The 26,650-nt window shown below is 68.8% G+C and carries 23 protein-coding genes; 8 read left to right on the forward strand and 15 right to left on the reverse strand.

Annotated features, from left to right (window positions below):
• Positions 1-47 precede the first annotated feature (47 nt).
• The 6 genes from E7Y32_RS01975 to speB all read right to left on the reverse strand — a co-directional run bounded on the left by E7Y32_RS01975 (position 48) and on the right by speB (position 9,516).
• A complete protein-coding gene (locus E7Y32_RS01975; protein ID WP_146335604.1) occupies positions 48-2,096 on the reverse strand; it encodes an ABC transporter ATP-binding protein in 2,049 nt (682 codons plus the stop codon).
• The gene (locus E7Y32_RS01980; protein WP_146335605.1) at positions 2,093-3,826 is read right to left on the reverse strand and encodes an ABC transporter ATP-binding protein; all 1,734 of its coding nucleotides are present in this window, start codon (positions 3,824-3,826) and stop codon (positions 2,093-2,095) included. Before E7Y32_RS01980 ends, E7Y32_RS01975 begins: the two co-directional genes overlap by 4 nt.
• Before the next feature lie 225 nt (positions 3,827-4,051).
• On the reverse strand, positions 4,052-6,103 hold the full coding sequence (locus tag E7Y32_RS01985) for an MFS transporter (protein WP_146335606.1): 2,052 nt from the start codon (positions 6,101-6,103) through the stop codon (positions 4,052-4,054).
• A 4-nt stretch (positions 6,104-6,107) separates the two neighbouring features.
• On the reverse strand, positions 6,108-6,593 hold the full coding sequence (locus E7Y32_RS01990; protein WP_146335607.1) for a MarR family winged helix-turn-helix transcriptional regulator: 486 nt from the start codon (positions 6,591-6,593) through the stop codon (positions 6,108-6,110).
• A 158-nt stretch (positions 6,594-6,751) separates the two neighbouring features.
• Positions 6,752-8,416 (reverse strand): thiamine pyrophosphate-binding protein, encoded by a 1,665-nt coding sequence (locus tag E7Y32_RS01995; RefSeq protein WP_146335608.1) that lies wholly within the window; start codon positions 8,414-8,416, stop codon positions 6,752-6,754.
• Complete coding sequence (gene speB, locus E7Y32_RS02000) at positions 8,413-9,516, reverse strand: agmatinase (protein WP_146335609.1); 1,104 nt, start codon at positions 9,514-9,516, stop codon at positions 8,413-8,415. Before speB ends, E7Y32_RS01995 begins: the two co-directional genes overlap by 4 nt.
• 331 nt (positions 9,517-9,847) lie before the next feature.
• On the opposite strand from speB, the gene E7Y32_RS02005 reads away from it, so the two are divergent.
• Complete coding sequence (locus E7Y32_RS02005; RefSeq protein ID WP_146335610.1) at positions 9,848-10,672, forward strand: type IV toxin-antitoxin system AbiEi family antitoxin domain-containing protein; 825 nt, start codon at positions 9,848-9,850, stop codon at positions 10,670-10,672.
• A gap of 143 nt (positions 10,673-10,815) precedes the next feature.
• Here E7Y32_RS02005 and E7Y32_RS02010 read toward each other — a convergent pair whose 3' ends face one another.
• The gene (locus E7Y32_RS02010; RefSeq protein ID WP_146335611.1) at positions 10,816-11,391 is read right to left on the reverse strand and encodes a helix-turn-helix domain-containing protein; all 576 of its coding nucleotides are present in this window, start codon (positions 11,389-11,391) and stop codon (positions 10,816-10,818) included.
• A 282-nt stretch (positions 11,392-11,673) separates the two neighbouring features.
• Here E7Y32_RS02010 and E7Y32_RS02015 point away from each other — a divergent pair, with 282 nt between their 5' ends.
• On the forward strand, positions 11,674-13,200 hold the full coding sequence (locus E7Y32_RS02015; RefSeq protein ID WP_186467026.1) for a sodium:solute symporter: 1,527 nt from the start codon (positions 11,674-11,676) through the stop codon (positions 13,198-13,200).
• Positions 13,201-13,326: 126 nt separating this feature from the next.
• On the opposite strand, the gene E7Y32_RS02020 is transcribed toward E7Y32_RS02015, so the two are convergent.
• Positions 13,327-13,563, reverse strand: a complete 237-nt coding sequence (locus E7Y32_RS02020; protein ID WP_146335612.1) for a hypothetical protein — start codon at positions 13,561-13,563, stop codon at positions 13,327-13,329.
• A 299-nt stretch (positions 13,564-13,862) separates the two neighbouring features.
• Between E7Y32_RS02020 and E7Y32_RS02025 the strand changes: the two genes are divergently transcribed.
• Both E7Y32_RS02025 and E7Y32_RS02030 read left to right on the forward strand, forming a co-directional pair.
• Positions 13,863-15,047 carry a VIT1/CCC1 transporter family protein gene (locus tag E7Y32_RS02025; RefSeq protein WP_146335613.1) on the forward strand — a complete coding sequence of 395 codons (1,185 nt, stop codon included), beginning with the start codon at positions 13,863-13,865 and terminating at the stop codon, positions 15,045-15,047.
• Positions 15,047-15,979: a matrixin family metalloprotease gene (locus tag E7Y32_RS02030; RefSeq protein WP_146335614.1), complete on the forward strand. Its 933-nt coding sequence runs from the start codon at positions 15,047-15,049 to the stop codon at positions 15,977-15,979. The genes E7Y32_RS02025 and E7Y32_RS02030 overlap by 1 nt, the downstream gene beginning before the upstream one ends.
• Positions 15,980-16,006: 27 nt before the next feature.
• On the opposite strand, the gene E7Y32_RS02035 is transcribed toward E7Y32_RS02030, so the two are convergent.
• Positions 16,007-17,140: an LOG family protein gene (locus E7Y32_RS02035; protein WP_146335615.1), complete on the reverse strand. Its 1,134-nt coding sequence runs from the start codon at positions 17,138-17,140 to the stop codon at positions 16,007-16,009.
• Between the two features lie 9 nt (positions 17,141-17,149).
• Positions 17,150-17,665, reverse strand: a complete 516-nt coding sequence (locus tag E7Y32_RS02040) for an SRPBCC family protein (protein WP_146335616.1) — start codon at positions 17,663-17,665, stop codon at positions 17,150-17,152.
• Between the two features lie 53 nt (positions 17,666-17,718).
• Here E7Y32_RS02040 and E7Y32_RS02045 point away from each other — a divergent pair, with 53 nt between their 5' ends.
• Positions 17,719-18,483 (forward strand): gamma-glutamyl-gamma-aminobutyrate hydrolase family protein, encoded by a 765-nt coding sequence (locus E7Y32_RS02045; protein ID WP_146335617.1) that lies wholly within the window; start codon positions 17,719-17,721, stop codon positions 18,481-18,483.
• On the opposite strand, the gene E7Y32_RS02050 is transcribed toward E7Y32_RS02045, so the two are convergent.
• Entirely contained in the window at positions 18,480-19,727 is a 1,248-nt protein-coding gene (locus E7Y32_RS02050; protein ID WP_261382515.1) for an MFS transporter, read from the reverse strand. The genes E7Y32_RS02045 and E7Y32_RS02050 overlap by 4 nt on opposite strands.
• 167 nt (positions 19,728-19,894) lie before the next feature.
• Here E7Y32_RS02050 and E7Y32_RS02055 point away from each other — a divergent pair, with 167 nt between their 5' ends.
• The gene (locus E7Y32_RS02055) at positions 19,895-20,344 is read left to right on the forward strand and encodes a MarR family winged helix-turn-helix transcriptional regulator (RefSeq protein ID WP_146335618.1); all 450 of its coding nucleotides are present in this window, start codon (positions 19,895-19,897) and stop codon (positions 20,342-20,344) included.
• 109 nt (positions 20,345-20,453) lie between these two features.
• Here the strand turns inward: E7Y32_RS02055 and E7Y32_RS02060 are convergent, their stop codons facing one another.
• Together E7Y32_RS02060 and E7Y32_RS02065 are read right to left on the reverse strand one after the other, a co-directional pair.
• Positions 20,454-21,734 (reverse strand): alkaline phosphatase family protein, encoded by a 1,281-nt coding sequence (locus E7Y32_RS02060; RefSeq protein ID WP_146335619.1) that lies wholly within the window; start codon positions 21,732-21,734, stop codon positions 20,454-20,456.
• Positions 21,731-23,374 carry an alkaline phosphatase gene (locus E7Y32_RS02065; RefSeq protein ID WP_146335620.1) on the reverse strand — a complete coding sequence of 548 codons (1,644 nt, stop codon included), beginning with the start codon at positions 23,372-23,374 and terminating at the stop codon, positions 21,731-21,733. Before E7Y32_RS02065 ends, E7Y32_RS02060 begins: the two co-directional genes overlap by 4 nt.
• 207 nt (positions 23,375-23,581) lie before the next feature.
• On the opposite strand from E7Y32_RS02065, the gene E7Y32_RS02070 reads away from it, so the two are divergent.
• Complete coding sequence (locus tag E7Y32_RS02070) at positions 23,582-23,941, forward strand: helix-turn-helix transcriptional regulator (protein WP_146335621.1); 360 nt, start codon at positions 23,582-23,584, stop codon at positions 23,939-23,941.
• Positions 23,938-24,420 (forward strand): SRPBCC family protein, encoded by a 483-nt coding sequence (locus E7Y32_RS02075; RefSeq protein WP_146335622.1) that lies wholly within the window; start codon positions 23,938-23,940, stop codon positions 24,418-24,420. The genes E7Y32_RS02070 and E7Y32_RS02075 overlap by 4 nt, the downstream gene beginning before the upstream one ends.
• Before the next feature lie 111 nt (positions 24,421-24,531).
• Here the strand turns inward: E7Y32_RS02075 and sucD are convergent, their stop codons facing one another.
• Positions 24,532-25,434 carry a succinate--CoA ligase subunit alpha gene (gene sucD / locus E7Y32_RS02080; RefSeq protein ID WP_146335623.1) on the reverse strand — a complete coding sequence of 301 codons (903 nt, stop codon included), beginning with the start codon at positions 25,432-25,434 and terminating at the stop codon, positions 24,532-24,534.
• A 12-nt stretch (positions 25,435-25,446) separates the two neighbouring features.
• Entirely contained in the window at positions 25,447-26,616 is a 1,170-nt protein-coding gene (gene sucC, locus E7Y32_RS02085; protein WP_146335624.1) for an ADP-forming succinate--CoA ligase subunit beta, read from the reverse strand.
• Positions 26,617-26,650 lie beyond the last annotated feature (34 nt).

The raw sequence follows: 26,650 nt of genomic DNA on the forward strand, positions 1-26,650 counted from the left end.
CGTGGTCCTGGCGTTCTGTCCCCCCGCCGGGGCGGTCCCGGCGGCGCTCAGCTGTGCACCGCCGTCGGCTCGTCCAGGACGGACGCTTCGGCGTCTTCCCCGGCGAACTGGGACATGTACAGGCGGTAGTAGGCGCCCTGCAGTTCCAGGAGCTCCGTGTGCCGTCCCTGCTCGACGATCCGGCCGGCCTCCATCACCAGGATGGTGTCGGCGTCCCGGATGGTGGAGAGCCGGTGGGCGATCACAAAGCTGGTCCGCTCGGTGCGCAGCGCGGCCATGGCTTTCTGGACCAGGACCTCGGTGCGGGTATCCACCGAGCTGGTGGCTTCGTCCAGGATCAGCAGCGAGGGGTTCGCGACGAAGGCCCGGGCGATGGTGATCAGCTGCTTTTCGCCCGCGCTGACGTTGTTGCCCTCCTCGTCGATGACGGTGTCGTAGCCGTCGGGCAGGGCCCGGACAAAGCGGTCCACGAAGGTGGCCTTCGCCGCGGCCATGATCTGTTCCTCGGTGGCGTCGAGCTTGCCGTAGCGGATGTTCTCGTAGATGGTGCCGCCGAACAGCCAGGCGTCCTGCAGGACCATGCCCACCTTGGACCGCAGTTCCGCGCGGCTGAGCTTGGTGATGTCGACGCCGTCGAGGGTGATGCTCCCGGCGTTGAGCTCGTAAAAGCGCATCACGAGGTTCACCAGGGTGGTCTTCCCGGCCCCGGTCGGCCCGACGATCGCCACGGTGTGGCCGGGCTCGGCGGTGAAGGACAGGTCCTCGATCAGCGGCTTGTCCGGGCTGTAGCTGAACGTGACGTGCCGGAACTCCACGTGCCCGTCGGTCTTGGCCGGGAGGTGCTCGGTGGCGGTCTCGGGGTCCTGCTCGTCGGCGTCGAGGAACTCGAAGACCCGCTCGGCGGAGGCCACGCCGGACTGGAGCATGTTGGCCATGCCGGCCATCTGCCCCAGCGGCTGGGTGAATTCGCGCGAGTACTGGATGAACGCCGTGGCGTCGCCCAGGCTCATCCCGCCCGAGGCCACGCGCAGGCCGCCGACGACGGCGATGCCCACGTAGCTGAGGTAGGAGACGAACTGCATGACCGGCATGATCATGCCGGAGACGAACTGGGCGCCGAAGCTGGCCTTGTAGAGTTCCTCGTTGCGCTCGTCGAAGCGGGCCAGCATGTCGGCGTCGCGGCCGAACACGCGGACCAGGTCGTGGCCGGAGAAGGACTCTTCGATCTGGCCGTTGAGCTCGCCGGTGTTCTTCCACTGCGCGGCGAAGAGCTTCTGGCTGCGAGCGCCGATGATGCCGGCGGCCACGCCGGAGAGCGGCAGGGCGATCAGTGCGATCAGGGCCAGCTGCCAGGACACGATGAACATCATGATCACGATGCCGATCACCGTCAGGGCGGAGTTGACCAACTGCGCGAACGCCTGCTGCAGCGCCTGCTGGATGTTGTCGACGTCGTTGGTGACGCGGGAGAGGATGTCTCCGCGCTGGCGGGTGTCAAAGTAGCCCAGCGGGAGCTTGTTGAGCTTCTTCTCGGTGTCGTCGCGGAGCCGGCGGACCACCCGCATGACCAGCACGTTCAGGACGTACCCCTGCAGCCAGAGGAAGATGTTGGCGACGAAGTACATCACCAGCACCACGCTGATCAGGAACGCGAGCTTCTGGAAGTCGATGCCCACCCCGGGGACCACGTCCATCCGGGCCAGCATGTCGGCGAAGTTGTCCTGGCCCTGGGCGCGCAGCCCGGCGATGAACTGGTCCTTCGTGGCGCCGGCCGGCAGCTGCTTGCCGACGACGCCGCCGAAGATCACGTCCATGGCCTGGCCGAGGATGCGCGGCGCGATCACGTTCAGGACGACGGCGACCGTGACCATGGCCAGCACGGCGATGATGCCGGCACGCTCGGGCTTGAGCAGGCCCATGAGCCGTTTCGCCGAGGGCCAGAAGTGCTGGGCCTTTTTGGCCGGAACGGCGCCGAACATGCCGCCGTCGGCCTCACCCGGGGTGAATTCCTCTTCGTAGAAGTCCTCCTCGGGAGCCTCCGTGGTTTCTGGGGCGTCCGTGGGTGCTTTGGGGCTGAGCTTTTCGTTGGTGCTCATGCGATGGCCTCCGCGGTCAGCTGGGATTCGACGATTTCCTGGTAGGTGCTGGAGCTCTCCAGGAGCTCCTCGTGGGTGCCGCGGTCCACGATCCGGCCGTTGTCCAACACGAGGATCTGGTCGGCGTCGGCGATGGTGGAGACGCGCTGGCCCACGATGATCACCGTGGCGTCCGCGGTTTTGGCCTTGAGCGCCTTCCGCAGCCGGGCGTCGGTGGCGACGTCCAGGGCGGAGAAGGAGTCGTCGAAGAGGAAGACCTTGGGTTCGGTGACGAGGGCGCGGGCGATACACAGCCGTTGGCGCTGGCCGCCGGAGACGTTGGTGCCGCCTTGGGCGATGCGGGCGCCGAGCCCGTTTTTCTTCTCAAGGACGAAGTCGGCGGCCTGGGCGACGGTGAGGGCGTCCCAGAGTTCCTCGTCGGTGGCCTCGGGCTTGCCGAAGCGCAGGTTGTGCTCGATGGTGCCGGAGAACAGGTAGGGCCGTTGCGGCACCATCGCGACGCGTCCGGTGATCTCGGCGCGGTCCAGCTTGGTGACCGGGACGCCGTCGAGCAGCACCTCGCCGGAGGCGGCGTCGAAGAGCCGTGGCAACAGGGCCAGCAGGGTGGTCTTGCCTGAGCCGGTGGACCCGATGATCGCCACGGTCTGGCCCGGCTCGGCGGTAAAGCTGATGTCGCTGAGCACCGGCGCCTCGGCGCCCGGGTAGGCGAAGGAGACGTTGCGGAACTCCACCCGGCCGGCCTTGGCGGCGGGGGCCACCGGGGCGGCGGGTTCGTGGATGGAGGGTTCGACGTCGAGCACCTCTCCGATCCGGTCCGCGCAGACCGAGGCGCGCGGAATCATCATCGCCATAAACGTGCCCATCATGACGGCCATCAGGATCTGCAGCAGGTACTGCAGGAACGCCGTCAGCGAGCCCACCTGCATGTCCCCGGCGTCGACCCGCTGGCCGCCGAACCACAGCACCGCGGCCGTTGAGACGTGCAGGATCATGCCGATCGCCGGGAACATCAGCACGAACAGCGAGCCGATCTTCAGCGACACGTCGGTGAGCTCCTGGTTGGCGGCGCCGAAACGCTGCGCCTCGTGCGGTTCGCGGACAAAGGCGCGGACCACCCGGATGCCGATGATCTGCTCGCGGAGGATGCCGTTCAGCCGGTCGATTTTCGCCTGCATGGAGCGGAAGAGCGGCATCAGGCGGACCACGAGGTAGCCGACCACGACCACCAGGAGCGGGACGGAGACCCACACCAGCCAGGACAGGTTGAGGTCCTCGCGCAGGGCCATAACGATGCCGCCGATGCACATGATGGGCGTGGCGACCATAAAGTTCAGCGCCATCAGCATCAGCATCTGGACCTGCTGGACGTCGTTGGTGCCGCGGGTGATCAGCGTCGGGGCGCCGAAGACGTTGACGTCCCGGGCGGAGAAGCTGCTGACCTTGCGGAACACACCCCGGCGCAGGTCCCGGCCGAACGCCATTGCCGCCTTGGACCCAAAGTAGACGCCGGCGATCGCGGTGACCACCTGGATGAGGGCGACGCCGAGCATCAGCGCGCCGGTGCGCCAGATGTAGTCCGTGTCGCCGCGGGAGACCCCCTCATCGATGATCTGAGCATTGAGGCTGGGCAGGTACAGGGCCGCAATGGTGGAGGCCAGCTGGAAAACGATGACGGCCGCAATATACGGCAGATACGGCTGGGAATAGCGCCGTATGAGGGTGACAAGCATGCCCGGGGGTCCTTAGGAACGGTTTACGAAAACGCTGAAGAAAAATAAGGAAAGTAGTAGCAGCCGGGGCTGACAGCCTTAGCTGTCCCACTCTACGAAATCCGGTGCCTGGGTGAAACCTCCGGCACCGAATGTCATCGCGGTGGCGGGGTGGGAACTGGTGGTGACAACGGCCCCGCGGCCTCCCGGTTGGGGAGGCCGCGGGGCCGGAGTGCTGGCTCGCTGCTACTCGCCGCGGTGCCGGCCGTGCGTGGCGATGTAGTCGGCCGCCGCGCGCTGCAGCTTGCGTTCCTTGGCGAGCTGGCGCTTGAGCGAGGTGAGCTGCTCGGCCACCCGGGCCTGTTCGGCAGCAATCGCGCGCTGCTCGGCGGCCTGCTGGTGGACGGCACGCAGCGCCTCGGCCAGCTGAACCTGCTGCTCGGCGAGGAGCCGCTGGGTCTCGAGCAGCAGCGGCATAACGTCGGCGTGGCCGGCGCGGGCCTCGGCCACCATGGTCCGGGCACGGAGCCGGGCGCCTTCACGCTCGGCCCGGGCATCACTGTCGCGCTGGCGGCTCAGGACCTCGATGAACTCGCGGTCGAGGTCCACAATGCCGGAGGCCGGGGCGGGTTCCGCCGTGGGGTCCTCGGCGCGTCCCCCAGCTGCGGGGCCGCCGGCGGCAGCACCGGCGTCGGACCCTGAACCCGTGAGCGACGCGGCGGCGGCGTCCGGCTGGACGTCCACGGTGCGCCGCAGCGGCTTTTCCTTGATGAACAGCACGGCAACCAGGGCGACGACGCCGATCACCGCCGAGATCAGGAAGATCTCCGCCGTCGCGTCACCGTAGGCGGCGCGCATGATGTCCCGGATCTGCGGCGGCAGGTCCTTGAGGTCCATGCTGCCGCCGGCGGATCCCCCTGCGACGGGGATGCCGGCCGCGGCCAGGCCCTCGGTGGCCAGTTCTTTGACCCGGTTGCCCAGGACGGCGCCCAGGACCGAGACGCCGATGGCGCCGCCGACGGAGCGGAAGAAAGCGACAGAGGCGCTGGCGGTGCCGATGTCGGTGGCCCGGACGGTGTTCTGCACGGCCAGCACGAGGTTCTGCATCAGCAGGCCCAGGCCCAGGCCCAGGACGGCCGTGTAGATCCCGGCCAGCCACAGTTCGGTGGTGTGGTCGATCGTGCCGGCGAGGCCGAGGCCGCCGATCAGCAGGATGGAGCCGGCGATCAGGTAGCGCTTCCATTTGCCGGTGCGGCTGATCAGCTGGCCGGAGAGTACCGAGCCGATGAGGTTGCCGGCGATCATCGGCAGCGTCAGCAGGCCTGCCTCGGTGGGGCTGGCGCCCCGGGCCACCTGGAAGTACTGGCCGAGGAAGGTGGAGGAACCGAACATGGCCACGCCCACGGCCACCGAGGCCAGGATGGCGAGCGCCGTGGTGCGCTCGGAGATGATCTTGAGCGGGATGATGGGCTGCGCGACCCGGGATTCCACCAGGACCAGCAGGGCCAACAGTGCGACGCCGCCGCCGACCATCGCGGCCGACTGCCAGGACCACCAGTCGTAGTAGTCCGGGTTGCCGGCGAAGGACACCCAGATCAGCAGCAGGCTGACGCCGGAGGTCAGCAGGATGGAGCCGAGCCAGTCGATCTTGGCGGGGCGCCGGACGTGCGGCAGCTTCAGGGTGATCTGGAGCAGGATGAGGGCGATGATGGCCAGCGGTACGCAGACGAAGAAGGTCCAGCGCCAGCCGAGCGGGCTGTCGACGATAAAGCCGCCCAGGAGCGGCCCGCCGGCGGTGCCGACGGCCATCACGGCGCCCATGTAGCCGGAGTATTTGCCGCGGTCGCGGGGCGGGATGATGGAGCCGATGATGGCCATGGCCAGCGCGGTAAGCCCGCCCATGGCGACGCCCTGGATCACGCGGGCGGTGAGCAGCAGCGGGATGGTTTCGGAGAGCCCGGCCATAACCGATCCGGCGACGAAGATCACGATGCTCAGCTGCACCAGGAACTTCTTGTCGAACAGATCCGCCAGCTTGCCCCAGATCGGGGTGGTGGCGGCGTTGGCCAGCAGCGCGGCCGTGATGACCCAGGCGAAGTCGGTCTGGGTGCCTTTGAGCTCCGACATGATGGTCGGCAGCGCGTTGGCCACGATGGTGCTGCTGATGATCGCGGTGAAGAACGCCGCCAGCAGGCCGGTCAGGGCCTCCATGATCTGGCGGTGGTTCATGGCCACCTGGGGTGCGGGGTGTGGGGTCGGTGCCGGGGCTGGCCCGGCGGCGGCAGCGTGGCTGGCCATGGAATTACTCCTCAACAAAGGTGGTCGTGTCGGTGGATCCGGCCGTCTTTGCCCGGGCTGAACTCCGAAGGGATTCAGCTAGTTTTTTCAGGATGAGCGCCGTCTCCTCGACGTCGTCCTCGCTCCAGTCCTGCAGGAAACCCTGAAGGGTGGCGGCCCGCTGCGCCTCGATGGAGCGGAGCTTTTCCACCCCGGACGGCGAGAGCGCGATCAGCTGCGCCCGGCCGTCCTCGGGATCCGGCCGGCGCAGGACGTAGCCCTGGCCCGCGAGCTCGGCAAGGTGCCGGCTGAGCACGGGGGCACTGACGCCGAGCCGTTCCGCCAGCTGCGTGGCGCGGGTTTCGCCCTCCCCCACAAAGCGGAGCACGCCCTGCAGCGCCACCCCGGTATCGTCGCCGCGCAGATTGGCTGCGGCGACGCACCGGACGGCGCGCTGGAGATCGAAGATGTGGTGGACCAGTTTGGCTGCCGTGGTCGATGCGACTGACATGTGCGGGCGCCCCTTACTTGTTTGCCTGAAGCAACAATATCCTAAATTGATTGCTTTGGGAAACTAAGAACCCCGGCTGAGGGCGCGAACCAACACGTGAGGCCCCAGATCTCAGTGGATTTGGGGCCTCAGGTGTTTATTCGCGCTATTTGGGTGGGCTAGAGGTCGAGGTGTGTGGGGGCGAACATCTTGAGCAGGGTTTCGACGACGACGACGTTCGGCCCGTCGGCCGCGAAGCCCGCCCTGAGCGCGTCCCCGACATCCTCGGGGGCCACCCGGACCGCCGGGACGCCGAAGGCCTCGGCCAGTTTCACGAAATCGGGCCGGGCCAGCTCGGTGGCCGTGGCCTTGCCGAAGGCGCCCACCATGTATTCGCGCAGGATGCCGTAGCCGCCGTCGTCGACGATCAGCCAGGTGACCGGGACATTGTGCTGCTTGGCCGTGGCGAGCTCGGAGATGGAGTACATCGCCGAGCCGTCGCCGGAGACGGCCAGCACCCGGGCTGACCCGCCGGGCGCCCCGGTGGTTTCCAGCCCGACGGCGCCGCCGATGGCCGCCGGGAAGCCGAAGCCGAGGCCGCCGGCGCCCTGGGCCGAGTGGAACTGGCCCTCGCGGGCGTCCCAGCAGCTCCAGGCCCAGTAGGCAGAGATGGTCATGTCCCAGAAGGTTTGCATCGGCGCGGGGACGGCATCGCGGATGTCGGCCATGAACTTCAGCTCTTTGCCGAGGTCCTGGGATTCCAGCCGTGCCTTGACCTTTGCCAGGGTCTCCTTGACCAGCTCCTCGGGTGCGGTTCCATGCCAGTCGGCGCGTTCCCCGTGCGGCTCCACCAGGGCGGCGTCGAGGGCGGCGAGCGCCTGGCCGGCGTCGGCCCGGATGCCGAGGCCCGGGCGGTTGGATTCGAGGACGCGCGGTTCGGCGTCGATCTGGATGATCCGGCCGCGCGGTTCGAAGGTGAAGTAGTTGGAGGTCACTTCGCCGAGCGAGGAGCCGATGACGATCAGCACGTCGGCGTCCTCGAGCAGCTCGGTCATGTACTGGTCTTCGATCCAGGACTGCAGCGAGAGCTCATGGTTCCAAGGGAACGCGCCGTTGCCGCCGGGGGTGCAAATCACCGGCGCCCGGAGCTTCTCCGCAATGGAGAGCAGCGACTTCTCGGCGCGGCCGCGGCGGGTGCCGCCGCCGGCGATGATCGCGGGCCGGCTTGCCTCGGAGAGCCACGTCACGGCTTCGCGGACCAGCTCGATGCGCGGCGGGTTGTCCGCGGCTTCGGCGAGCGCGTCCTCCACCGGCGGGACCATGATGGGATCCAGCAACACGTTCTGCGGGATTTCGATCCACACGGGGCCCTGCGGCGAGGAAATCGCCTCGGTCCAGGCGTCCTGGATGGCCGAGGGGATCCCGGAGGCGTGCTGGATCAGCCGCTGGCTCTTGGTGACGTTCGCGGCCGAGGCCTTCTGGTCATCGAGCTGGTGCAGCATGCCCTTGCGGCGGGCACCGAGGCCCTCAAGCGGGATCTGGCTGGCCACAACCACCATCGGTACGCCGGTGGCGTAGGCCTCCTGCAGCCCGGCCAGGGAGGTCAGCGCGCCGGGGCCGGTGGAGAGGAAGAGGACGCCGACCTCGCCGGTGGCGCGGGAGTAGCCGTCCGCGGCGAAGGCCGAGTTGTTTTCCACCCGCGAGGAGACGAAGTGCAGGTTCCCGCGGCCCATCGCGTCGAAGAGGCCCAGGGCATGCTGGCCGGGGATGCCGAAGACGGTCTTGGCGCCGAGCGCCTCCAGGGTTTCGACAACGAGGTCGCCGCCGTTGCGCACGCCGGTCATCGGGAGGCTCCGGTCTCGACGGGCCGGGACTCCGGCGCAGGCACAGCAGGCGCGGCGAACCCGGCCGGGCGGCGGGCCTCCCGGCCGAGGGCCTGGGCGGCATAGCCGGTGGGCGCGCCGGTCCGGTCGCCGTCGACGGCGCGGTCGGCCATCAGGGTGACGAGCTCGTAGGCGACGTGGCTCGCGGCCACACCGGTGATCTCGGCGTGGTCGTACGCCGGGGCGACCTCGACGACGTCGGCCCCCACGAGGTTCATGCCGCGGAGGCCGCGGATGATTTCCAGCAGTTCGCGGCTGGTGATGCCGCCGGCCTCCGGGGTGCCGGTGCCGGGGGCGTGCGCGGGATCGAGGACGTCGATGTCGACCGAGATGTAGAGCGGGCGGTTGCCGATCCGGTCGCGGACCTTGGCGACGGTTTCCAGCACACCCTGGTAGTAGACATCGGCGGAGGTGACGATGCCGAAGCCGAAGCGGTGGTCGTCGTCGAGGTCCTTTTTGCCGTAGAGCGGGCCGCGGGTGCCGATGTGGCTGATCGCATCGGTGTCCAGGATGCCTTCCTCGACGGCGCGGCGGAACGGCGTGCCGTGGGTGTATTCGGCGCCGAAGTAGGTGTCCCAGGTGTCCAGGTGGGCGTCGAAGTGGAGCATGGCGACGGGCTGGCCGGCGCGTTCGGCGGCGGCTCGCAGCAGCGGCAGGGCGATCGTGTGGTCCCCGCCCAGGGTGACGAGTTTGCTGCCGGCGGAGGTCAGGTCCAGCGCGTTCTGCTGGATGGTTTCGATCGCCTCGTGGATGTTGAACGGGTTGACCGCCATGTCCCCGGCGTCGGCCACCTGGATGTTCTCGAAGGGGCTGACGTCCCAGGCCGGGTTGTACGGCCGCAGCAGTCGGCTGGCCTCGCGGACGTGGTTGGCGCCGAAGCGCGCGCCGGGGCGGTAGGAGACACCGGAGTCGAAGGGCACCCCGACAACGGTGACGTCCGCCTTCGCGACCTGGTCCAGCCGCGGCAGACGGGCAAAGGTGGCAGTGCCGGCGTAGCGCGGGATGCGGGAGGAATCGATGGGCCCAAGGTTGCCATTGGCTTCGATGCGCAGCTCTTCCACGAGAGGCGTCTCCTTCGAGGATTGTCCGACGGGTGTGACTGCCATCATACACTCAAAAGTTGCCTATAGCGCATCAGATGTTTACTTTGCCACCTCGACGGCGGCCCGGGGACTGCGTTCCTGCCCAGTTACCATCCCCCGCAACCGGCCAGCGGCCCGGAGAACCGCGGGAATCCGGGGATCCCTAGCCGAGGGCGGGCGGTGCCGCGCCTGGTAACTGGGCTGGAACGCAGGCCTGACCGACGGTGGGGACACCCCGACCACCCGAAAGTAATCCAGATAGCCCACGTGACTGGTTTCCCGGCCGCTCACAAGCCATTGAACTGGCCTGATGGAACACCTGGAATACCTGGCCCGGCTGGGCGGCGTCGCCCGGACCGGGCAGCTGCTCGCAGCCGGCTACTCCAGGACGGACGTTGCCCGGCTGGCCGCGACCGTCCGCCAGCCGAAGCGGGGTGTCTTCGTCCTGCCGGGATGCCCGCCCGAGTTCGAGGCCGCACTCCGGAATAACGCCCGGGTCAGCTGCGCCAGCGCCGCCGGGCACTATGGACTCTGGCTTCGGGAGCCGCCGGCACAGCACCATCTGGCCTGCAACCACGGCCACGGCCGCGGCTTCATCCGGCACCGGACGGTCCGGTTTGACGCCCACCCGGCGCTGCCCGTGGCCGCCGTCGAGGATGTGGTGCTGCATGCCCTGGGGTGCCTGGCGCCGCCGGCCGCGGCGGCCATCACCACCTCAGCCATGCGGCTGCACAGCGTTCCGATGGAGTTGCTCACGGCCCAGCTCACCGCCGACCGGTTGGGCCGGGTCAGAAAGTCTCTGCACCTCGTGGATCTGCGGGCAGAGTCCATCGTCGAGGTCGACGCCCAGTACCTGTTCAGGAGCAACGGAATCGGCTATGACGCCCAGGTCTACCTCCCCGGGATCGGCCGGGTGGACTTCCTGATCGCCGGGTTCCTGATCGTCGAGGTGGACGGTTTCGCGTTCCACTCGAGCCGCGAGTCGCTGCGCCGGGACCTGGGCCGGAACAACGCCTCGACCGTGGGCGGTTTTGCCGTGCTCCGGTACATGCCCGAGCACATCTGGTTCGAACCGGAGCGCGTTGTGGCCGAGATCCGGGCCGTACTGGCCTGGCGGGGGCGGTCAATCCGCTGACGCTCCCGCCCAGTTACTTCCCTGCCCGCATCCCCGCGCCCGCGGATTTCCGGGGGCCACCTGCCTCGCCGGACCGGCCCGGCGCCGGCAACTGGGCGGGAGCGCTGGGCCTGGAAACGCAGAGCCCGCTGCCGCGCTGCGACCTACCGGCTGGCGGCGGGGACGAGGACCCAGAGTACCTCGACCGGCTCGTCGGTGGGGTTTACCCAGGTGTGCGGCTCCCGGCCGGGGAAGGTGACGGTGTCGCCGGTCTCCAGCTCGAACTCCTCGTTCGTGAGGATGAGCCGGATCCTGCCTTTGACGACGTGGAGCACGTCGACGTCGCAGTCCACGGCATAGAGCTCCGATTCGCCGCGGCCGCGGGGGGCGATCACGGCCTGGATGATCTGGACCCGTCGTTCCGAGCGTGCGGTCAGCAGGCGTTCAACGATCCCCTCGCCGCCGAGGGAGATGCGGGGGCCCTCGCCGGCCTTGGTCAGGTGCGTTTCCGGCGCGGCGAACAGCTCGCCGATCGAGATGGAGAGGACTTGGCACAGCGTGACGAGCGAGGCGACGGAGGGCGAGGTGAGATCACGCTCAACCCTGCTGAGGAATCCCTTGGTCAGGCCTGTGGCGTCTGCGACCTGTTCGATGGTGAGCCGCTGGGACTGCCGGGCGGCACGGATCCTGGAGCCAATGGCCACCGGCACATTGCTCGGTTCAACGGGTAGAGCCTTCATAAGGGAACCTTTCACGGCCGGCCGCGCGGCCCCAGCTTTGGAGCCAATCCTAGCTGGAGTGGGGCGCCGGAGCGGCAGTCGGGACACGCCGCGGTAAGACCCTTGACTGTTACCGACATCACATCATACTGTTTGGCAACAACTGTTGCCTACTGGGCAATGAAGGAGCGTTTCACCCCCTGAGCCCTCCCGCAGTTAACCGTCAAGCAGCCAACGACGCCGACCGCAATGCCGCGGCCAGGCGGGCGGCGGCTGCTCCTGAACCGCTCCAAGGAGCCCTCAATGGACGCAAGTTTCGTCAACATTGCCATCGTGGTGGTGTATCTCGTTGCCATGCTGGCCTTCGGCTGGTGGGGCAAGTCCCGCACCAAGAACAACAGCGATTACCTCGTGGCCGGCCGCCGGCTCGGACCTCTCCTCTACACCGGCACCATGGCTGCAGTGGTCCTCGGCGGCGCCTCGACTGTGGGCGGCGTCGGGCTCGGCTACAAATTCGGCATCTCCGGCATGTGGCTCGTGGTCGCAATCGGTGTAGGCGTGCTCCTGCTTAGCCTGCTCTTCGCCAGCACCATCCAGAAGCTCAGAATCTATACGGTCTCGCAGATGCTGAGCCTGCGTTATGGCAGCCGGGCCACCCAGACCTCTGGCATTGTCATGCTCGCCTACACACTGATGCTCTGCGCCACCTCGACCGGTGCCTACGCCACGATCTTTGTTGTCCTCTTCGGCTGGGACCGCGCCCTCGCCATCGCCATCGGCGGCGCCATCGTGCTGGTGTACTCGACTATCGGCGGCATGTGGTCCATCACCCTGGCGGACCAGGTCCAGTTCGTCATCAAGACGGTCGGTATCTTCCTGCTGATGCTGCCCTTCACGCTCAACGCCGCGGGCGGACTCGACGGCATTCGGAGCCGCGTCGACGCCACCTTCTTCCAGATCGACGGCATCGGACTCCAGACGATCATCACCTACTTCGTCGTCTACACGCTCGGCCTGCTGATCGGCCAGGACATCTGGCAGCGCGTGTTCACCGCCAAGACCCCCTCCGTCGCCAAATGGGGCGGGGCCACGGCCGGCGTGTACTGCATTCTTTACGGTGCCGCCGGCGCCCTGATCGGCTTGGGCGCCCGTGTCGCGCTGCCCGCCATCGACGTGAAGGCCCTCGGCAAGGACGTTGTCTACGCCGAGGTCGCGACCAACCTGCTGCCCATCGGCATCGGCGGCCTCGTGCTTGCCGCGGCCGTCGCCGCCATGATGTCCACCGCCTCCGGCGCCCTGATCGCCGCCGCCACCGTGGCCCGCGCCGACGTCCTGCCGTTCGTCGCAGGCTGGTTCGGCAAGACGGTCAACACCGACGACACGGACAACCCCGAGCACGACGTCAAGGCCAACCGCCTTTGGGTTTTGGGGCTCGGCGTCGTGGCGATCGTGATCGCCATCATCACCAAGGATGTCGTTGCAGCACTCACCATCGCCTATGACATCCTTGTGGGCGGACTGCTGGTGGCGATCCTGGGCGGCCTGGTGTGGAAACGCGGCACCGGCATCGCCGCGGCCGCGTCGATGGCGGTCGGCTCGCTGATCACCCTCGGCACCATGATCGTCCTCGAAATCAACGCCGAGGTACCGTTGGACGGCATCTACGCCAACGAACCGATCTACTACGGCCTGCTGGCCTCCGCAGCGGTCTACGTCGCCGTGTCGCTGCTGACGAAACCGACCGATCCCGCCGTCATGACGACCTGGCGCGACCGGGTGGCCGGCGGAGCCGCAACGGAGGATGAGAAGATTCCGGCCCTGACCCACTAATCCCGGGCCTCCTCCAGCCCTGGGCATGGACCTGCTCGGCCACGCTCAAAGCCCTGACGACGGCGGTGCCTCCCCCGGAGGTGCCGCCGTCGCGCTTTCCCGGGGTCCCCAGAACCTATGACCCGGCTATTCCTCGTCCTGCTCCGGCCCGCGAAACTCATCGGCATCGACGGGCTCTATCGGCTGCTCGTCGCCGAGGAAATCCTCCGTATCCAAGGGGACGAGCCGGTCGGCCTCCTCCAGCAGTTCCTCCTCCACGGTCTCCGCGGCCCCAACCGGGGCATCCTCGGCGAAATCGTAGGCGGGGTCCGACTCCACGGAGTCCCTGCCCGGCTGGCCGGCCTTCGATCCGGTGTTGTCCATGGTGCAACCTCCGTGCGCTTGCGCTGCGGCAGTGGTGCGTGCCGGCCGGACCCGTCGTCGGCGCCCGGTAAACGGCAGGGCCGGCCTGCCGGAGAACCCGCCCTGGTCTTTATTCGAACACCGCGCCGGGTGGGGGTCAAGGGCCGTCGTGCCCGCCTCGCGGCGGCCCGCGCCAGCCTCTTCTTTGCGGCCAGCCTCAACTTCCAGCTGAGGACTGCCAGCCGAAAATCCGCGGAATTACGGGGTACGCTGGAGTCGCAATGGGGCCGAACCATGCCCGATCCAGCCCAGGAGTTTTCGTGTCTCAGCACGCCCCGTCCGATCCAAACCGTTCCGCCCACGGCGCTGCCGCAGGTTCCGCGATGAACCCGGTGAACCCCGAAGTGCGCCCCGAGGTGAGCCCGGCGGCGCGCCCCGCCGACATCAAGCGCTGGCGGCAGTACCTCGCCGACGAACGCGCCGAGGCCCGCGTCTACCGAGAGCTTGCCCAGAACCGCAGCGGCGAAGAGCGCGAGATCCTGCTGGCCCTGGCCGAGGCGGAGGGCCGCCACGAGGCGCACTGGCTGCAGCTGCTCGGCGAACATGCCGGCCGGCCGCGGCCGGCCTCGCTCCGGAGCCAGTTCCTCGGCTTCCTGGCCCGGCACTTCGGCTCCGTGTTTGTCCTTGCCTTGGCCCAGCGGGCCGAGAGCCGCTCGCCGTACGCCAAGGACCCGGCCGCTACGCCGGCCATGGTGGCCGACGAACAGATCCACGAAGAGGTGGTGCGCGGGCTCGCGACACGGGGCCGCAACCGCCTGGCGGGCACATTCCGCGCCGCCGTGTTCGGCGCCAACGACGGGCTGGTCAGCAACCTCTCGCTCGTGATGGGCATGGCGGCCTCGGGCGTGGGCAGTTCTGTGGTGCTCCTCAGCGGCGTGGCCGGCCTGCTGGCCGGGGCGCTCTCGATGGGCGCCGGGGAGTTCATCTCGGTGCGCTCCCAGCGTGAGCTGCTGGCCGCGACCCGGCCCACGCAGATCACGCTCTCGGCCGCACCGTCGCTGGACATCGAACACAACGAACTCCTCCTCGTCTATCTGGCCCGCGGCATGTCCCGCGAAGCCGCCGAGCACCGCGTCGCCGAGCGCATGGGCCTACTCGACTGCGACTGCGATCCAAGCCTGTCCCTGCAGCCGGAGCTTCCCGAGACCGAGGACCAGCATGAAGCCGTCGGCACGGCGTGGGGCGCCGCAGCGTCGAGTTTCTGCTTCTTCGCCTCCGGCGCGATCGTGCCGATCATTCCCTTTGTGCTGGGCATGACCGGGATCGCCGCCCTGGTGGTCTCCGCCGCCCTGGTGGGGATCGCGCTGCTGTTGACCGGCGGCGTCGTCGGGCTGCTCTCGGGCACCTCCCCCGTCACCCGCGGGCTCCGCCAGCTCGGCATCGGCCTTGGCGCCGCCGCTGTGACCTACCTGCTCGGCATGGCGTTCGGCGCGGTGGTCGCCTAGTGGACGACCCCGGGTTCCCGGAGCGCGGCCCGCGGCACAGCCGCGTCAACGGAGCGTTCCGGGCTGTCCGGAACCTGGCCGTGGTGGTCCTCATTGCCGGTGCCGCCTTCCTGACCGCGGGGCTGGTCTACGGGGATCCCCGTTTTGTGGGCCTTTTCGACTCCATCGGCGGAGCGAACCCGCACTCCCGCGGCCCGGCGAACCATCCGACGGCCGTCCCGGGCGGCCGGCAGGCCGGCGTCCCCGAGGACGGGACGCAGATGGCAGTCCCGCCGCCCGGCTTCGAAGAGCAGGACCAGCCCCTGGGGCAGCCGCGGAAGACCGCGTCGGACAGCACGTCCTATAAGTTCCTGGCCACCAACGCCGATGGCAGCCCGGTGGGCTACTCGCCGTGCCGGCCGCTGCACTACGTGGTCAACGCCGCGCTGGCGCCCAAGGGCGCCGAGCAACTGGTCGAAAAGGCGATCAAAACGGTCTCCGAGGCCACCGGAATCAAGTTCGTCAATGACGGGCCCACCACCGAGGTGCCGTCCCAGTCACGCGCCCCGTACCAAAAGGAAGCGTACGGCGACCGCTGGGCTCCACTGCTGATCGCCTGGACGACGCCGGAGCAGGCGCCCCAGCTCCAAGGTCCGGTGATCGGCACCGGCGGCAGCACCCACTTCAGCTTCGGCGACGGTCCCAAGAGCTTCGTCACCGGCAGCCTGGAGCTGGACGCGCCGCAGATCAGCGAAGACCTCGGCCGCGGGGACGGCTCGGCGTACGCCACGGCGGTGATCCTGCACGAGCTTGGCCACGTCATGGGGTTGGAGCACGTCGAGGACCCCAAGCAGCTGATGTACCCGGAGATCGGCGCGCCGGACGGACTGGCCGACGGCGACCTGAACGGCCTGCACGAGCTGGGCCGCGCCGCCTGCCGCAAGGACCTCTAGGACCGAGCCTGGCCTTCCAGGCCTGATTTAGACTTCCAGCACGGCGAGGGCTTCCTCGACGCTGTCCACCAGGAAAATCCGGTTCTCCATCCGCCGTCCCGCGGCCAGGCTCTGCAGCAGCGGCCAGGCCGGGAAGCGGCGCAGCCAGTGTTCCGTGCCCACCAGCACCATGGGTGTGATGGTTTCCGGGGCGCCGTAGTAGTTTTCGCAGGCGTCCTGGAAAATTTCCTGCACGGTGCCGCCGGAGCCGGGCAGGAAGATGATCCCGCCGTTGCACAGCTCCAGCAGGACCGCCTCACGGATTGCGTTGGCGAAGTACTTGGCGATGTGGGTGGCAAAGAAGTTGGGCGGCTCGTGGCCGTAGAACCAGGTGGGAATGCCGAGCGACGGCGTTCCGTCCGGATGGCGTTCGACGACGGCGGCCGCGGTCCGCGCCCACGCCGAGACCGAGGGCCGGAAGCCTGGCACCACGGCGAGGTCCGCCAGCGCACGCTGGAAATCCGCCTCGTCCGCCGTGCTCAGGTAGGCGCCGAGGTTGGCGGCCTCCATGGTGCCCGGGCCGCCGCCGGTGGCGACCACCCGTCCGTTCCGTGCCAGCAGCCGGCCCAGCAGCGCCGCCTCGGTGAAACCGGCCGAGCCGCGGCTCGCGGCGTGCCCGCCCATCACGCCCACCATGGACCGGCCGCGGCACAGCTCCGAGCGGGTCAGCTCCTCGAGCGCATCGCCGATCGAGTGGTCGTGCAGGGCCGCCGCGAGCGTCGCGTCCAGCCGGTGCCGCTGGCCCGGCCGGATGCTCCACTGGTACACCTTGGCGTCCAGGGTGTCCTCGTACCGGGTCTCTGCCACGCCCGCGTAGAGTTCCTGCGGGGTGTAGAGCCGGCCGCGGTAGGGGTCGAATGGAACCTTCTCCAGTTTGGGAAAGATCAGGGCACCGCGGGCGCGCAGCGACTCCTCCACCCCGGCGTCGAAGGTGCAGCCCAGGAAGATGGCGCCCTGCGCGTCGAGGGACTCCAGCGGCTCGCGGCGGCCGCGTAGGTCCAGCGACTGGAGGTGCCAGCCGTGCATGGACCGGGCTCCCCCTGCGACCAGCGTCTCGAAGCTGTCGAGGCTCTCGACCTCGAGCGTGCGCGGACTCGGGTGCAGGCTGCGGGCTGCGCTCATCCGGCGGCCCTAGTCCCGGGGATCCGCTGCCGGGCCGGCGGCGGAGTCCGTGGTGGAGCCTGCGGGCCGGCCGGTGCTGCCGAGGTAAGCGTCAAGCTTGGCCAGGGTTTGCTCCAGGTTGGCCGGGTGGCGGCGGAGGTAGCCGGCCAGCCTGAGGAAGATCTTGCCCCGGACCTGCCGGGCGTCCCACTGCTCGGTGACCAGCGTGCCCGCCCGGCCCGCCGCGTCGGTGGAGGGCTCCAGCAGGTAGCGCCAGACGTGGCCGTAGAAGTGGCACCAGGCGATGCGCCGGCCTTCGTCGAACTCACAGACGGTATTGAGGATTTTGTAGTCGACGCCGACCTTCATGTCCATGCCGAACTTCGCGCCCGGGCCCAGCCGTTCCGGCCCGCGGGGCTGGGCGCCCTTGACCGTGTCCGAGCCGTCGATCACGCTGTGCAGGGCCGGGGTGGCGAGCACCTCGAAGACTGCTTCCGGGGCGGCAGCGATGAAGCGGCTGCGGGACACGAGATACCTGTTGTTCATCCGGCAATCCTAGTCCTGCGTGCTGGCGCGGAAGTCGTGGTGCAATATGAGTCATGCAGACTCCAGCCCGGCCCGTCAGCGGCCGCCCCCGCATCGGCATTCCGGTCCGGCTCAGCAGTTCCGAAGACCCCGATCCGCGGGTGGGTGAGGCCAACGGCCTCTTCGATTACATCGTCGGCCTGCTCCGCGACGGCGGCGCCGACCCCGTGCTGCTCACCTCCGCCGAGGGCCTGGCCGGGCTCGACGGCGCGGTGCTCCCCGGCGGCGGGGACCTGGACCCGCGGCTGTACGGCGAGGAACCCGGCGAGGCCTGCTACGACGTCAACCACGGCCAGGACGCCCTGGACCTGGCCGTCGCCCGGCAGTCCATCGACGCGGGGCTGCCGGTGCTGGGCATCTGCCGCGGGCACCAGTTGCTGAACGTGCTTTACGGCGGATCCCTGGTCCAGGACATGGATCCGGGCGCCGTGGCGCACCGGGAACCCTCACCCCGGCATGGCGCCGGCCCTTGGGCCTGGCACGAGGTCGGGATTGCCGCCGGGTCGAAGGTGGCCGGCCTCTACGGGTCCGGTGGCGCTGCGGCCGCGGTCACCGTCAAGATCGCCTCGGGCCACCACCAGGCCGTGGCCCGGGTGGCCGACGGACTCGTGGTGAGCGCGGTGGCCGACGACGGCACCGTGGAGGCGCTGGAAGATCCGGCCCGCTGGGTCGCCTCCGTCCAGTGGCATCCGGAGGCGCTAGAATTGCCCGCCGCGGAGCGGCTGGCGCCGTTCCGGGCCTTTGTGGAGGTCTGCCGGAACCGCGCGGCCTCGCGTTAAAGCCGCTGCAGCTCGGCGTCCGCCCTGACGGCTTCCGACCCGGCGGCGGACGGCGCCGGCCGCCCGGCGTCGTCGGCCATAACGCCGCGCTGGGTGTCTTTTTTGGCGGCCACGGCAGCGAAGGCCATCACGCCCAGACCCAGCAGGGTGATGCCGGCGCCGGCCCAGATCGGCGAGGTGTAGCCGAGCCCGGCGGTGATGGTCACGCCGCCGATCCAGGCACCCAGCGCGTTGCCCACGTTGAAGGCTCCGATGTTCGCACCGGAGGCGAGGGTGGGCGCTCCGTCGGCGTACTTCATCACACGCATCTGCAGCCCAGGCACCGTGGCAAAGCCAAAGCCGCCCAGCAGCACCATGGAGCCGATGGTCATCGGCTGGTTGGCCGAGGTGAGGGCGAAGACCACCAGCACCACCACGAGGGCGGCCAGCACCACAAGCAGGGTGCGGTCCACGTTGCGGTCCGCGGCCTTGCCGCCGAGGGTGTTGCCGATGAACAGGCCCACACCGAAGAGGATCAGCAGCCACGGGACGGTGGCCGCGGAGAAGCCGGTGACCTCGGTCAGGGTGAAGGCGATGTAGGTGAAGGCGCCGAACATCCCGCCGTAGCCCAGGATGGTCACGAAGATGGACAGCCAGACCTGGCCGGACCGGAAGGCCCGCAGTTCTCCGCGCAATCCGCCGGCGGCAGCGTCCCCGCCGCCGGTTTTGGGCACCAGTGCCACAATGCCGACCAGGGCCAGCACGCCGATCCCGGTGATGGCCCAGAACGTGGAGCGCCAGCCCGCGGCCTGGCCGAGCATGGTGCCGAACGGCACCCCCAGCACGTTGGCTGCGGTCAGCCCGGTGAACATGATGGCGATGGCGCCGGCCTTTTTGGTGGGGGCGACCATACTGGCGGCCACCACCGCGCCGATCCCGAAGAACGCGCCGTGGGCCAGGGCCGCAATGATCCGGCCAACCATCATCAGCGTGTAGTCGGGGGCGGTCGCGGAGACGAGGTTGCCGGCGATGAACAACACCATCAGCGCCGCCAGCACCGGTTTGCGGTCAAAGCGCGTCACCGCGGCGGTCAGGAGCAGCGCCCCGACGACGACGGCGAGCGCGTAGCCGGAGATCAGCCAGCCGGCGGTGGCTTCGGTGACGCGGAAGTCTGCTGCCACCTCGGGCAGCAGGCCCATAATGACGAACTCGGTAAGTCCGATTCCGAACCCGCCGAGCGCGAGTGCAATCAGGCCGATAGGCATGGGGGCTCCTTCAAAACTGTACGGGAAGATTTGCGGGGCGTAAGCTAATAGTTGCAGACGCGTTATTTATTGTTGCACACGCAACTATAGCGCGCAAGCAACTACTTTGTGGGCTCACGCTCCCGCTGGCCGGGACGCGGGTGCCCGAGCTGGAAGGAGCACAACTGATGGGCATCAAGGACGACGCCGTCGAGGTCCGGGCGCAGGGCTGGCGGACGCTCGCGGCGCTGCACGGCCTGATTGAGGCGGAGCTGGAGCGTTCCCTCCAGGCCGAGGCGCAGCTCTCGGTGGTGGAGTACACCGTGCTGGATGCGCTGAGCCGGCAGGACGGCTGGCACATGCGGATGCAGCAGCTTGCCCGGGCCACCGCCCTGAGCGCGAGCGCCACCACCCGGCTGGTGAACCGGCTGGAGGAACGCGCGCTGCTGACCCGTATCCTCTGTGCAGACGACCGGCGCGGGATCTACACCGAGCTCACGCCCAGCGGCATCGCCCTGCTGGAGCAGGCCCGGCCGGTCCATGATGCCACCCTGGAGCGCGCCCTCGCCCAGGCCCAGGAGGTTCCGGAGCTCGCTCCCCTGGTGGACGCGCTCCCCCGGTTGCACGCAGGAGTCTGAACCCGGGAGTCTGAACCCGGGAGCCTGAACCCAGGCATTAACGCAGCAGAGGCGCCGGAGGCAGCTCGGGAGCTGCCTCCGGCGCCTTGCCGGGTCGGGGCGGTCGGGACTAGACGGTCAGGGCGGAAGTCCGGGCCGTGCCGTCGTAGCCCCCGGCGGGTGCCTTGAGCCCGTAGAGCCGGCCGATGGTGGGTGCCACGTCGGCGGTCCGGGCGGGTTCCGAGGAGACGGACTGCTTGACCACGGCCGGGCTGCCGCCGGACACGAAGAAGGGGATCGGCTCGGTGGCCGGGTGTCCGTGGTTGCCGGGGATGGGGTTGGAGATCACGTAAGGGTCGGAGAACCGCCAGCCCGCCCGGCAGTACGCCACCAGGTCGCCCGCTTCTGCCCCGAGCCGCAGGTCCGCCGGCTTGTTGACCGACAGGACGCCTTCGTGGGCCGCGACCAGCTGCTCGACGGCGGCCAGGCCGGCCGTCCGGTCGGCGTCGGACCCGGTCCAGTAGAGCAGGTCCGCCCCGCCGTTCTGGGCGATCTTGACGCTGGACCGCAGCTCCGGCCGGGACTGCAGGATCAGGTCGATCGAGATGACGTTGCTCGGCAGCGACCAGTCCATCGAGTGGTCGGCCAGCACCATCACCACACTGGAATCCCACTTGCCGGTGCTCTTGAGGTGATCGATGAATCGGCCCACCTGCACGTCGGTGTCCGCGAGGGCAGCTTCCCGCGCGGCCCGCAGCGTGGTTCCGGTGAGGTCGGAGTGCCCCACGCGGTCGATGTCGCCCAGGTTGGTGAAGACGAAGTCCGGGTCCGGCCCGGACACCATGGCGAGCAGCGCGTCCATGGTGGCGGCGTCGGGCGCGTGCCCTGTGACCGGCAGCAGCGGCTGGGGTTCCCAGCGGTAGCTGGCGCGGGTGCCGAAGATGCCGTAAAGGTACTTCTTGCTCAGCACCGAGCCGGTGGTGAGCCCGCGTTCCTGCAGCCGCTCCAGGAGCGTCGGAAAGTGCAGGTCGGTGGGGCGGTCGAGGTCCCGGACCGCACCCTCGGCGCGGTCGAAAATCGCGTTGGCCGGCACGCCCGAGCGGTCCGGGCGGACCCCGGTCATCATCATGACGTGGTTGGGGATGGTCTCCATCACGGGCAGGGACCGGGCCGACGGGAAGTTGGTGCCGGCGGCGCGCAGGGCGGCCAGCCGCGGTGTCAGGGCCGGCGTGATCTCGTCCGGGCGGCAGCCGTCCACCACAAGGACGTAGCTTCGCGTGCGTCGGGCCGCCGGGGCGGCCCAGACGGCCCCGGGCGCGGCGGACAGCACGACGGCGGCGCCGCCGGCTGCGGCGAGTTGCAGGAACTGCCGGCGGCCCGGCGTCGGCTGGTTGTTGGATAAACGGCTCATGCGAGACCTCCCTGGGCAGGTGTGACCTTGCCCGTGTTGCTTTGGACATTGAAGGACGTGGACAGGGTCGATCCGGATCCGGCGGCGGTGCGCTCGGCGAGGACGTACCAGTCCATCCGCACGCCGGCGGGGGTCACGTCCAGGACGGAGTAGCCGTGCGAGTCGAAGTCCAGGTACTTCACGTGCGGGTTGGCCGCCTTGATGGCATTTTCGACGCCGACGGAACCGGTGCGGGGCGGGACGTTGAGGATGTCGTCGAGGTTGTCACTCGTGACGGAGGTGCAAACCAGTTCCGCGGCGACCGAATCGCCGGTGAACGGGTAGGTGGCCGGATCGGCCGGGACGTCGCAGGCCCAGCCGGAGTGGATGTCGCCGGTGAGGAACACCGTGTCTTTGATGCTGTTGTCGCGCAGGTGGCGCACCACGCGGTTGCGGTCCGCCTCGTAGCCGTCCCACTGGTCAACGTTGTAGGGCACGCCGCTGATGCTCGTGCCGCCCATCAGCTTCTGCACACCGGCCAGCTCCGCGGTGCTCAGGGTCGAGGGAACCCGGACCGGGGCGATCATGACGGGATTGCCGACCAGCTTCCACTGCGGGCCCGCGGAGTTGAGGTTGCCCAGCAGCCAGTCCATCTGGGGGGCGCCGGTGATGGTCCGGGCCGGGCTGCTGATCGAGGAGTCCGAACCGTTGGCGGCCTGCTGGTCGCGGTAGGTGCGCAGGTCCAGCATGGACAGGCTGGCCAGCGAGCCGAAGTCCAGACGGCGGTAGATCTGGCCGCCCGGTTCGTAGCGGACGGGCATCCACTCCGCGTAGGCCCGGTGCGCGGCGGCGAAGCGCTCGCTCCAGGCGCCCTCGACGCCCGGCGTGTGGTTCTCGGCGCCGCCCTTCCAGGCGTCGTTGGCCGACTCGTGGTCGTCCCAGGTCACGATGAACGGGGCGGCTGCGTGCAGGGCCTGCAGGTCCGGGTCGGTCTTGTACTGGGCGTGGCGCCGGCGGTAGTGCTCCAGCTGGGTCATTTCGACGGCGGGGTCGTGCGGGCGGACCACCACGTCGCGGGCCTGGTAATCGCCGGGCGCGTATTCGTAGAGGTAGTCCCCCAGGTGAAGGACGGCGTCGAGGTCGCCCCGGGCGGCCAGGTGGCGGTACGAGGAGAAGTAGCCGGCCTGCCAGTTGGCGCAGGACACCACACCGAACTTCAGGCGGTCCACCGCGGCGCCGGCGGCCGGCGCGGTCCGGGTGCGGCCCGCCGGGGACACGGCCGCCCCCAGGGTGAAGCGGTACCAGTAGGTGGTGCCGGGGGCGAGCCGGCCGGCGATGACCTTGACCGTGTGGTCCCGGGCCGCGCCGGTGGCGGCAGTGCCCCTGGCCACGACTTTCCTAAAGCCGGCGTCGGCGGCCACTTCCCAGCCAACGGAAACGTCGGGCCCCACCCCGCTGCCGGGCAGGGCATCCGGAGCCGGAGTGACCCGGGTCCACAGCAGCACGCTGCCGGGCATCGGGTCTCCGGAGGCGATGCCGTGGCCGAACGGCCCTGCGGTGGGGGCCGAAAAGGCGCCTGCGGGGGTGCTGTTGGCCAGGGCGCCGGCGACGGCGGCGACCCCGGCGGAGCGCAGTACTTGACGACGAGTAAAGGTAGTCATGCATTCCAGTATCTCCACGCCGGAGCGCCAGAATGCCCGTTTTTCCGCCGCATTGGCCGGACGTTCACCGAGAGTTAACCGTGGCGCAGTGCCGCCGCGGGCCCCGCCGGCGCTAGGCCTCTTGCCGTCCGCAAGACCCCGGAGTACGCTTAAACAACCAAGACATTGATCAACCTATAGGTTGAATAACGAGGGGTATGGGGCCCCGTGGCCAACGACGACGAACACCTCGACTCCGCCTTCCTGGCGCTGGCCGATCCCTTCCGCCGCCGCATCATCGCCCGGCTCAGCCGGGGCCCTGCCACAGTCAACGAATTGGCGGAACCCTTCGCGATCACCAAGCAGGCGGTCTCGAAGCACATCCAGGTCCTCGAGCAGGCGGGCCTCGTCACGCGCACGCGGGACGCCCAGCGCCGGCCCGTCCACCTGAATCCCGCACGGCTGGAGGCACTCACCGCATGGATCGACCAGTACCGGTTGGTCCGCGAAGAGCAGTTCCGCAGCCTCGAGGCCGTGCTCCAATCCCAGGCCGCTGCACGCGGCACCCAGGCAAAGGACTCATCATGAGCAACGCCCTGAAACTCACGGTTCCGGAAGGCCTGCCCTTCATCGACTTCGAGCGGGAGTTCGACTTCCCCGTCGCCGAGGTGTTCCGGGCCCACAAGGAACCCGAGCTCGTCGCCCAGTGGCTCGGACCCCGGCGGCTCACCATGGACGTGGACCACTACGACTTCCGCACCGGCGGCAGCTACCGCTACACGCACACCGGACCCGACGGCGTCGCCCACCGCTTCAGCGGCGTCTTCCACACCGTGCGGGAGAACGACTTCGCCATCCAGACGTTCGAATACGGCGGTTACCCTGACGTGGTCAGCATCGAGGCCATCACCTTCCAGGATCTGGGCGGCGGCCGCACCCGGCTGAGCGCCCACGCGGTCTACCCCAGCATGGAGGCCCGCGACGGCATGGCCTCCTCGGGGATGGAGGGCGGATTGACCGAGGCCTACAAGCGGCTCGAGGAGTTGCTGGCCGGCGCGAAAGTCTAGGACCGCCGTCGTCCTTAAACCAACAACGCGGGGTCACTCCGCGCCCATCCCAGCGAGTGGAATGGGCGGACGTGACCCCGCGTTGGTGCTCCGGGAACGGAGCGGTGAAGCTTAGAGCGCTGCGAAGACTTCGCGCAGGAGCTTGGCGGTCTCGGACGGTGTCTTGCCGACCTTGACGCCGGCAGCCTCGAGGGCTTCCTTCTTGGCCTGGGCGGTGCCCGCGGAGCCGGAGACGATGGCGCCGGCGTGGCCCATGGTCTTGCCTTCCGGAGCGGTGAAGCCGGCCACGTAGCCGACGACCGGCTTGGTGACGTGGGCCTTGATGTAGTCGGCGGCACGCTCTTCGGCGTCGCCGCCGATTTCGCCGATCATCACGATCGCCTTGGTCTCGGGGTCAGCTTCGAAGGCTTCGAGGGCGTCGATGTGGGTGGTGCCGATGACCGGGTCGCCGCCGATGCCGATGGCGGTGGAGAAGCCGAGGTCGCGCAGTTCGTACATCATCTGGTAGGTCAGGGTGCCCGACTTGGAGACGAGGCCGATGGGGCCCTTGCCGGTGATGTTGGCCGGGGTGATGCCGACGAGGGCCTCGCCCGGGGTGATGATGCCGGGGCAGTTCGGCCCGATGATGCGGGTGACCTGCTTGCCGTTGGCGTCGACCTTGGACTGGGCCAGGGCCCAGAACTCGGCCGAGTCCTGGACCGGCACGCCTTCGGTGATGACAACGACCAGGCCAATGCCGGCCTCGATGGCTTCGACGACGGCGTCCTTGGTGAAGGCCGGCGGCACGAAGACGATGGAGACGTCGGCGCCGGTCTCGGCCATGGCTTCCTTGACGGTGCCGAAGACGGTGATTTCGTTGTCACCGTGCAGGACCGTGGTGCCGGCCTTGCGGGCATTGACGCCGCCGACAATGTTGGTGCCGGCCTTGAGCATCAGGGCGGTGTGCTTGGTGCCTTCGCCGCCGGTGATGCCCTGGACGATGACCTTGGAGTCCTTGTTCAGATAGATAGACATAGTCGGGTCCCTTTACTTCGCTGCGTTGGCGAGCTCGGCAGCCTTGTCGGCGCCCTCGTCCATGGTGGCGGCCAGGGTAACCAGCGGGTGGTTGGCCTCGGCCAGGATGCGGCGGCCTTCCTCGACGTTGTTGCCGTCGAGGCGGACGACCAGCGGCTTGTTCGCGGAGTGGCCGAGTTCGGCGAGTGCGCCGACGATGCCCTTGGCGACAGCGTCACAGGCGGTGATGCCGCCGAAGACGTTGACGAAGACGGACTTGACCTGCTCGTCACCGAGGATGACGTCGAGGCCTGCAGCCATGACCTCGGCGGAAGCTCCACCGCCGATGTCCAGGAAGTTGGCGGGCTTGACGTTGCCGTGGTTCTCGCCGGCGTAGGCAACGACGTCGAGCGTGGACATGACCAGGCCGGCACCGTTACCGATGATGCCGACTTCGCCGTCGAGCTTGACGTAGTTCAGGTCCTGCGCCTTGGCCTTGGCCTCCAGCGGGTCCGCGGCGTCCTTGTCTTCAAGCTGGGCGTGCTTGGGGTGGCGGAAGTCGGCGTTCTCGTCGAGGGAGACCTTGCCGTCGAGGGCAACGATGTCGCCGGCGCCGGTCTTGACCAGCGGGTTGACCTCTACGAGGGTGGCGTCTTCCTTCTTGAAGACGTCCCAGAGCTTGAGGATCACGGCGGCGACCTTGCCGCGCAGTTCCTCGGCGAAGCCTGCGGCGGCAGCGATCTCGTCGGCCTTGGCCTGGTCGATGCCGACGGCCGGGTCGATGGCGATCTTGGCCAGGGCTTCGGGACGCTCGACGGCGAGCTGCTCGATTTCCATGCCGCCTTCCACCGAGCACATGGCCAGGTAGTTGCGGTTGGCGCGGTCCAGCAGGACGGAGAAGTAGTATTCCTCGGCGATGTCGGCACCCTGGGCAATCATCACCTTGTTGACGGTGTGGCCCTTGATGTCCATGCCGAGGATGTTGGTGGAGTGCTCCAGCGCCTCATCGGCGGTCTTGGCGACCTTTACGCCGCCAGCCTTGCCGCGGCCACCGGCCTTAACCTGTGCCTTGACGACAGTTACGCCGCCGATCTTCTCGGCAGCTGCCTTTGCTTCTTCAGGGGTGTGCGCCACGATGCCAGCAAGCACGGGTACACCGTGCGCCTCGAACATATCGCGCGCCTGATATTCAAACAGGTCCACGGTTTAGTGTCCTTCTACGTCGAAGTAGTTTCTG

It is taken from the genome of Arthrobacter sp. UKPF54-2, assembly GCF_007858535.1.
Classification (GTDB): domain Bacteria; phylum Actinomycetota; class Actinomycetes; order Actinomycetales; family Micrococcaceae; genus Arthrobacter.

Bases quoted from the DNA above. Each gene is read 5' to 3' on its own strand.
- E7Y32_RS01975 (WP_146335604.1), bottom strand. From the start codon at position 2,096: ATGAGCACCAACGAAAAGCTCAGCCCCAAAGCACCCACGGACGCCCCA.
- E7Y32_RS01980 (WP_146335605.1), bottom strand. From the start codon at position 3,826: ATGCTTGTCACCCTCATACGGCGCTATTCCCAGCCGTATCTGCCGTAT.
- E7Y32_RS01985 (WP_146335606.1), bottom strand. From the start codon at position 6,103: ATGGCCAGCCACGCTGCCGCCGCCGGGCCAGCCCCGGCACCGACCCCA.
- E7Y32_RS01990 (WP_146335607.1), bottom strand. From the start codon at position 6,593: ATGTCAGTCGCATCGACCACGGCAGCCAAACTGGTCCACCACATCTTC.
- E7Y32_RS01995 (WP_146335608.1), bottom strand. From the start codon at position 8,416: ATGACCGGCGTGCGCAACGGCGGCGACCTCGTTGTCGAAACCCTGGAG.
- E7Y32_RS02005 (WP_146335610.1), top strand. From the start codon at position 9,848: ATGGAACACCTGGAATACCTGGCCCGGCTGGGCGGCGTCGCCCGGACC.
- E7Y32_RS02010 (WP_146335611.1), bottom strand. From the start codon at position 11,391: ATGAAGGCTCTACCCGTTGAACCGAGCAATGTGCCGGTGGCCATTGGC.
- E7Y32_RS02015 (WP_186467026.1), top strand. From the start codon at position 11,674: ATGGACGCAAGTTTCGTCAACATTGCCATCGTGGTGGTGTATCTCGTT.
- E7Y32_RS02020 (WP_146335612.1), bottom strand. From the start codon at position 13,563: ATGGACAACACCGGATCGAAGGCCGGCCAGCCGGGCAGGGACTCCGTG.
- E7Y32_RS02035 (WP_146335615.1), bottom strand. From the start codon at position 17,140: ATGAGCGCAGCCCGCAGCCTGCACCCGAGTCCGCGCACGCTCGAGGTC.
- E7Y32_RS02040 (WP_146335616.1), bottom strand. From the start codon at position 17,665: ATGAACAACAGGTATCTCGTGTCCCGCAGCCGCTTCATCGCTGCCGCC.
- E7Y32_RS02045 (WP_146335617.1), top strand. From the start codon at position 17,719: ATGCAGACTCCAGCCCGGCCCGTCAGCGGCCGCCCCCGCATCGGCATT.
- E7Y32_RS02050 (WP_261382515.1), bottom strand. From the start codon at position 19,727: ATGCCTATCGGCCTGATTGCACTCGCGCTCGGCGGGTTCGGAATCGGA.
- E7Y32_RS02055 (WP_146335618.1), top strand. From the start codon at position 19,895: ATGGGCATCAAGGACGACGCCGTCGAGGTCCGGGCGCAGGGCTGGCGG.
- E7Y32_RS02060 (WP_146335619.1), bottom strand. From the start codon at position 21,734: ATGAGCCGTTTATCCAACAACCAGCCGACGCCGGGCCGCCGGCAGTTC.
- E7Y32_RS02065 (WP_146335620.1), bottom strand. From the start codon at position 23,374: ATGACTACCTTTACTCGTCGTCAAGTACTGCGCTCCGCCGGGGTCGCC.
- E7Y32_RS02075 (WP_146335622.1), top strand. From the start codon at position 23,938: ATGAGCAACGCCCTGAAACTCACGGTTCCGGAAGGCCTGCCCTTCATC.
- sucD (WP_146335623.1), bottom strand. From the start codon at position 25,434: ATGTCTATCTATCTGAACAAGGACTCCAAGGTCATCGTCCAGGGCATC.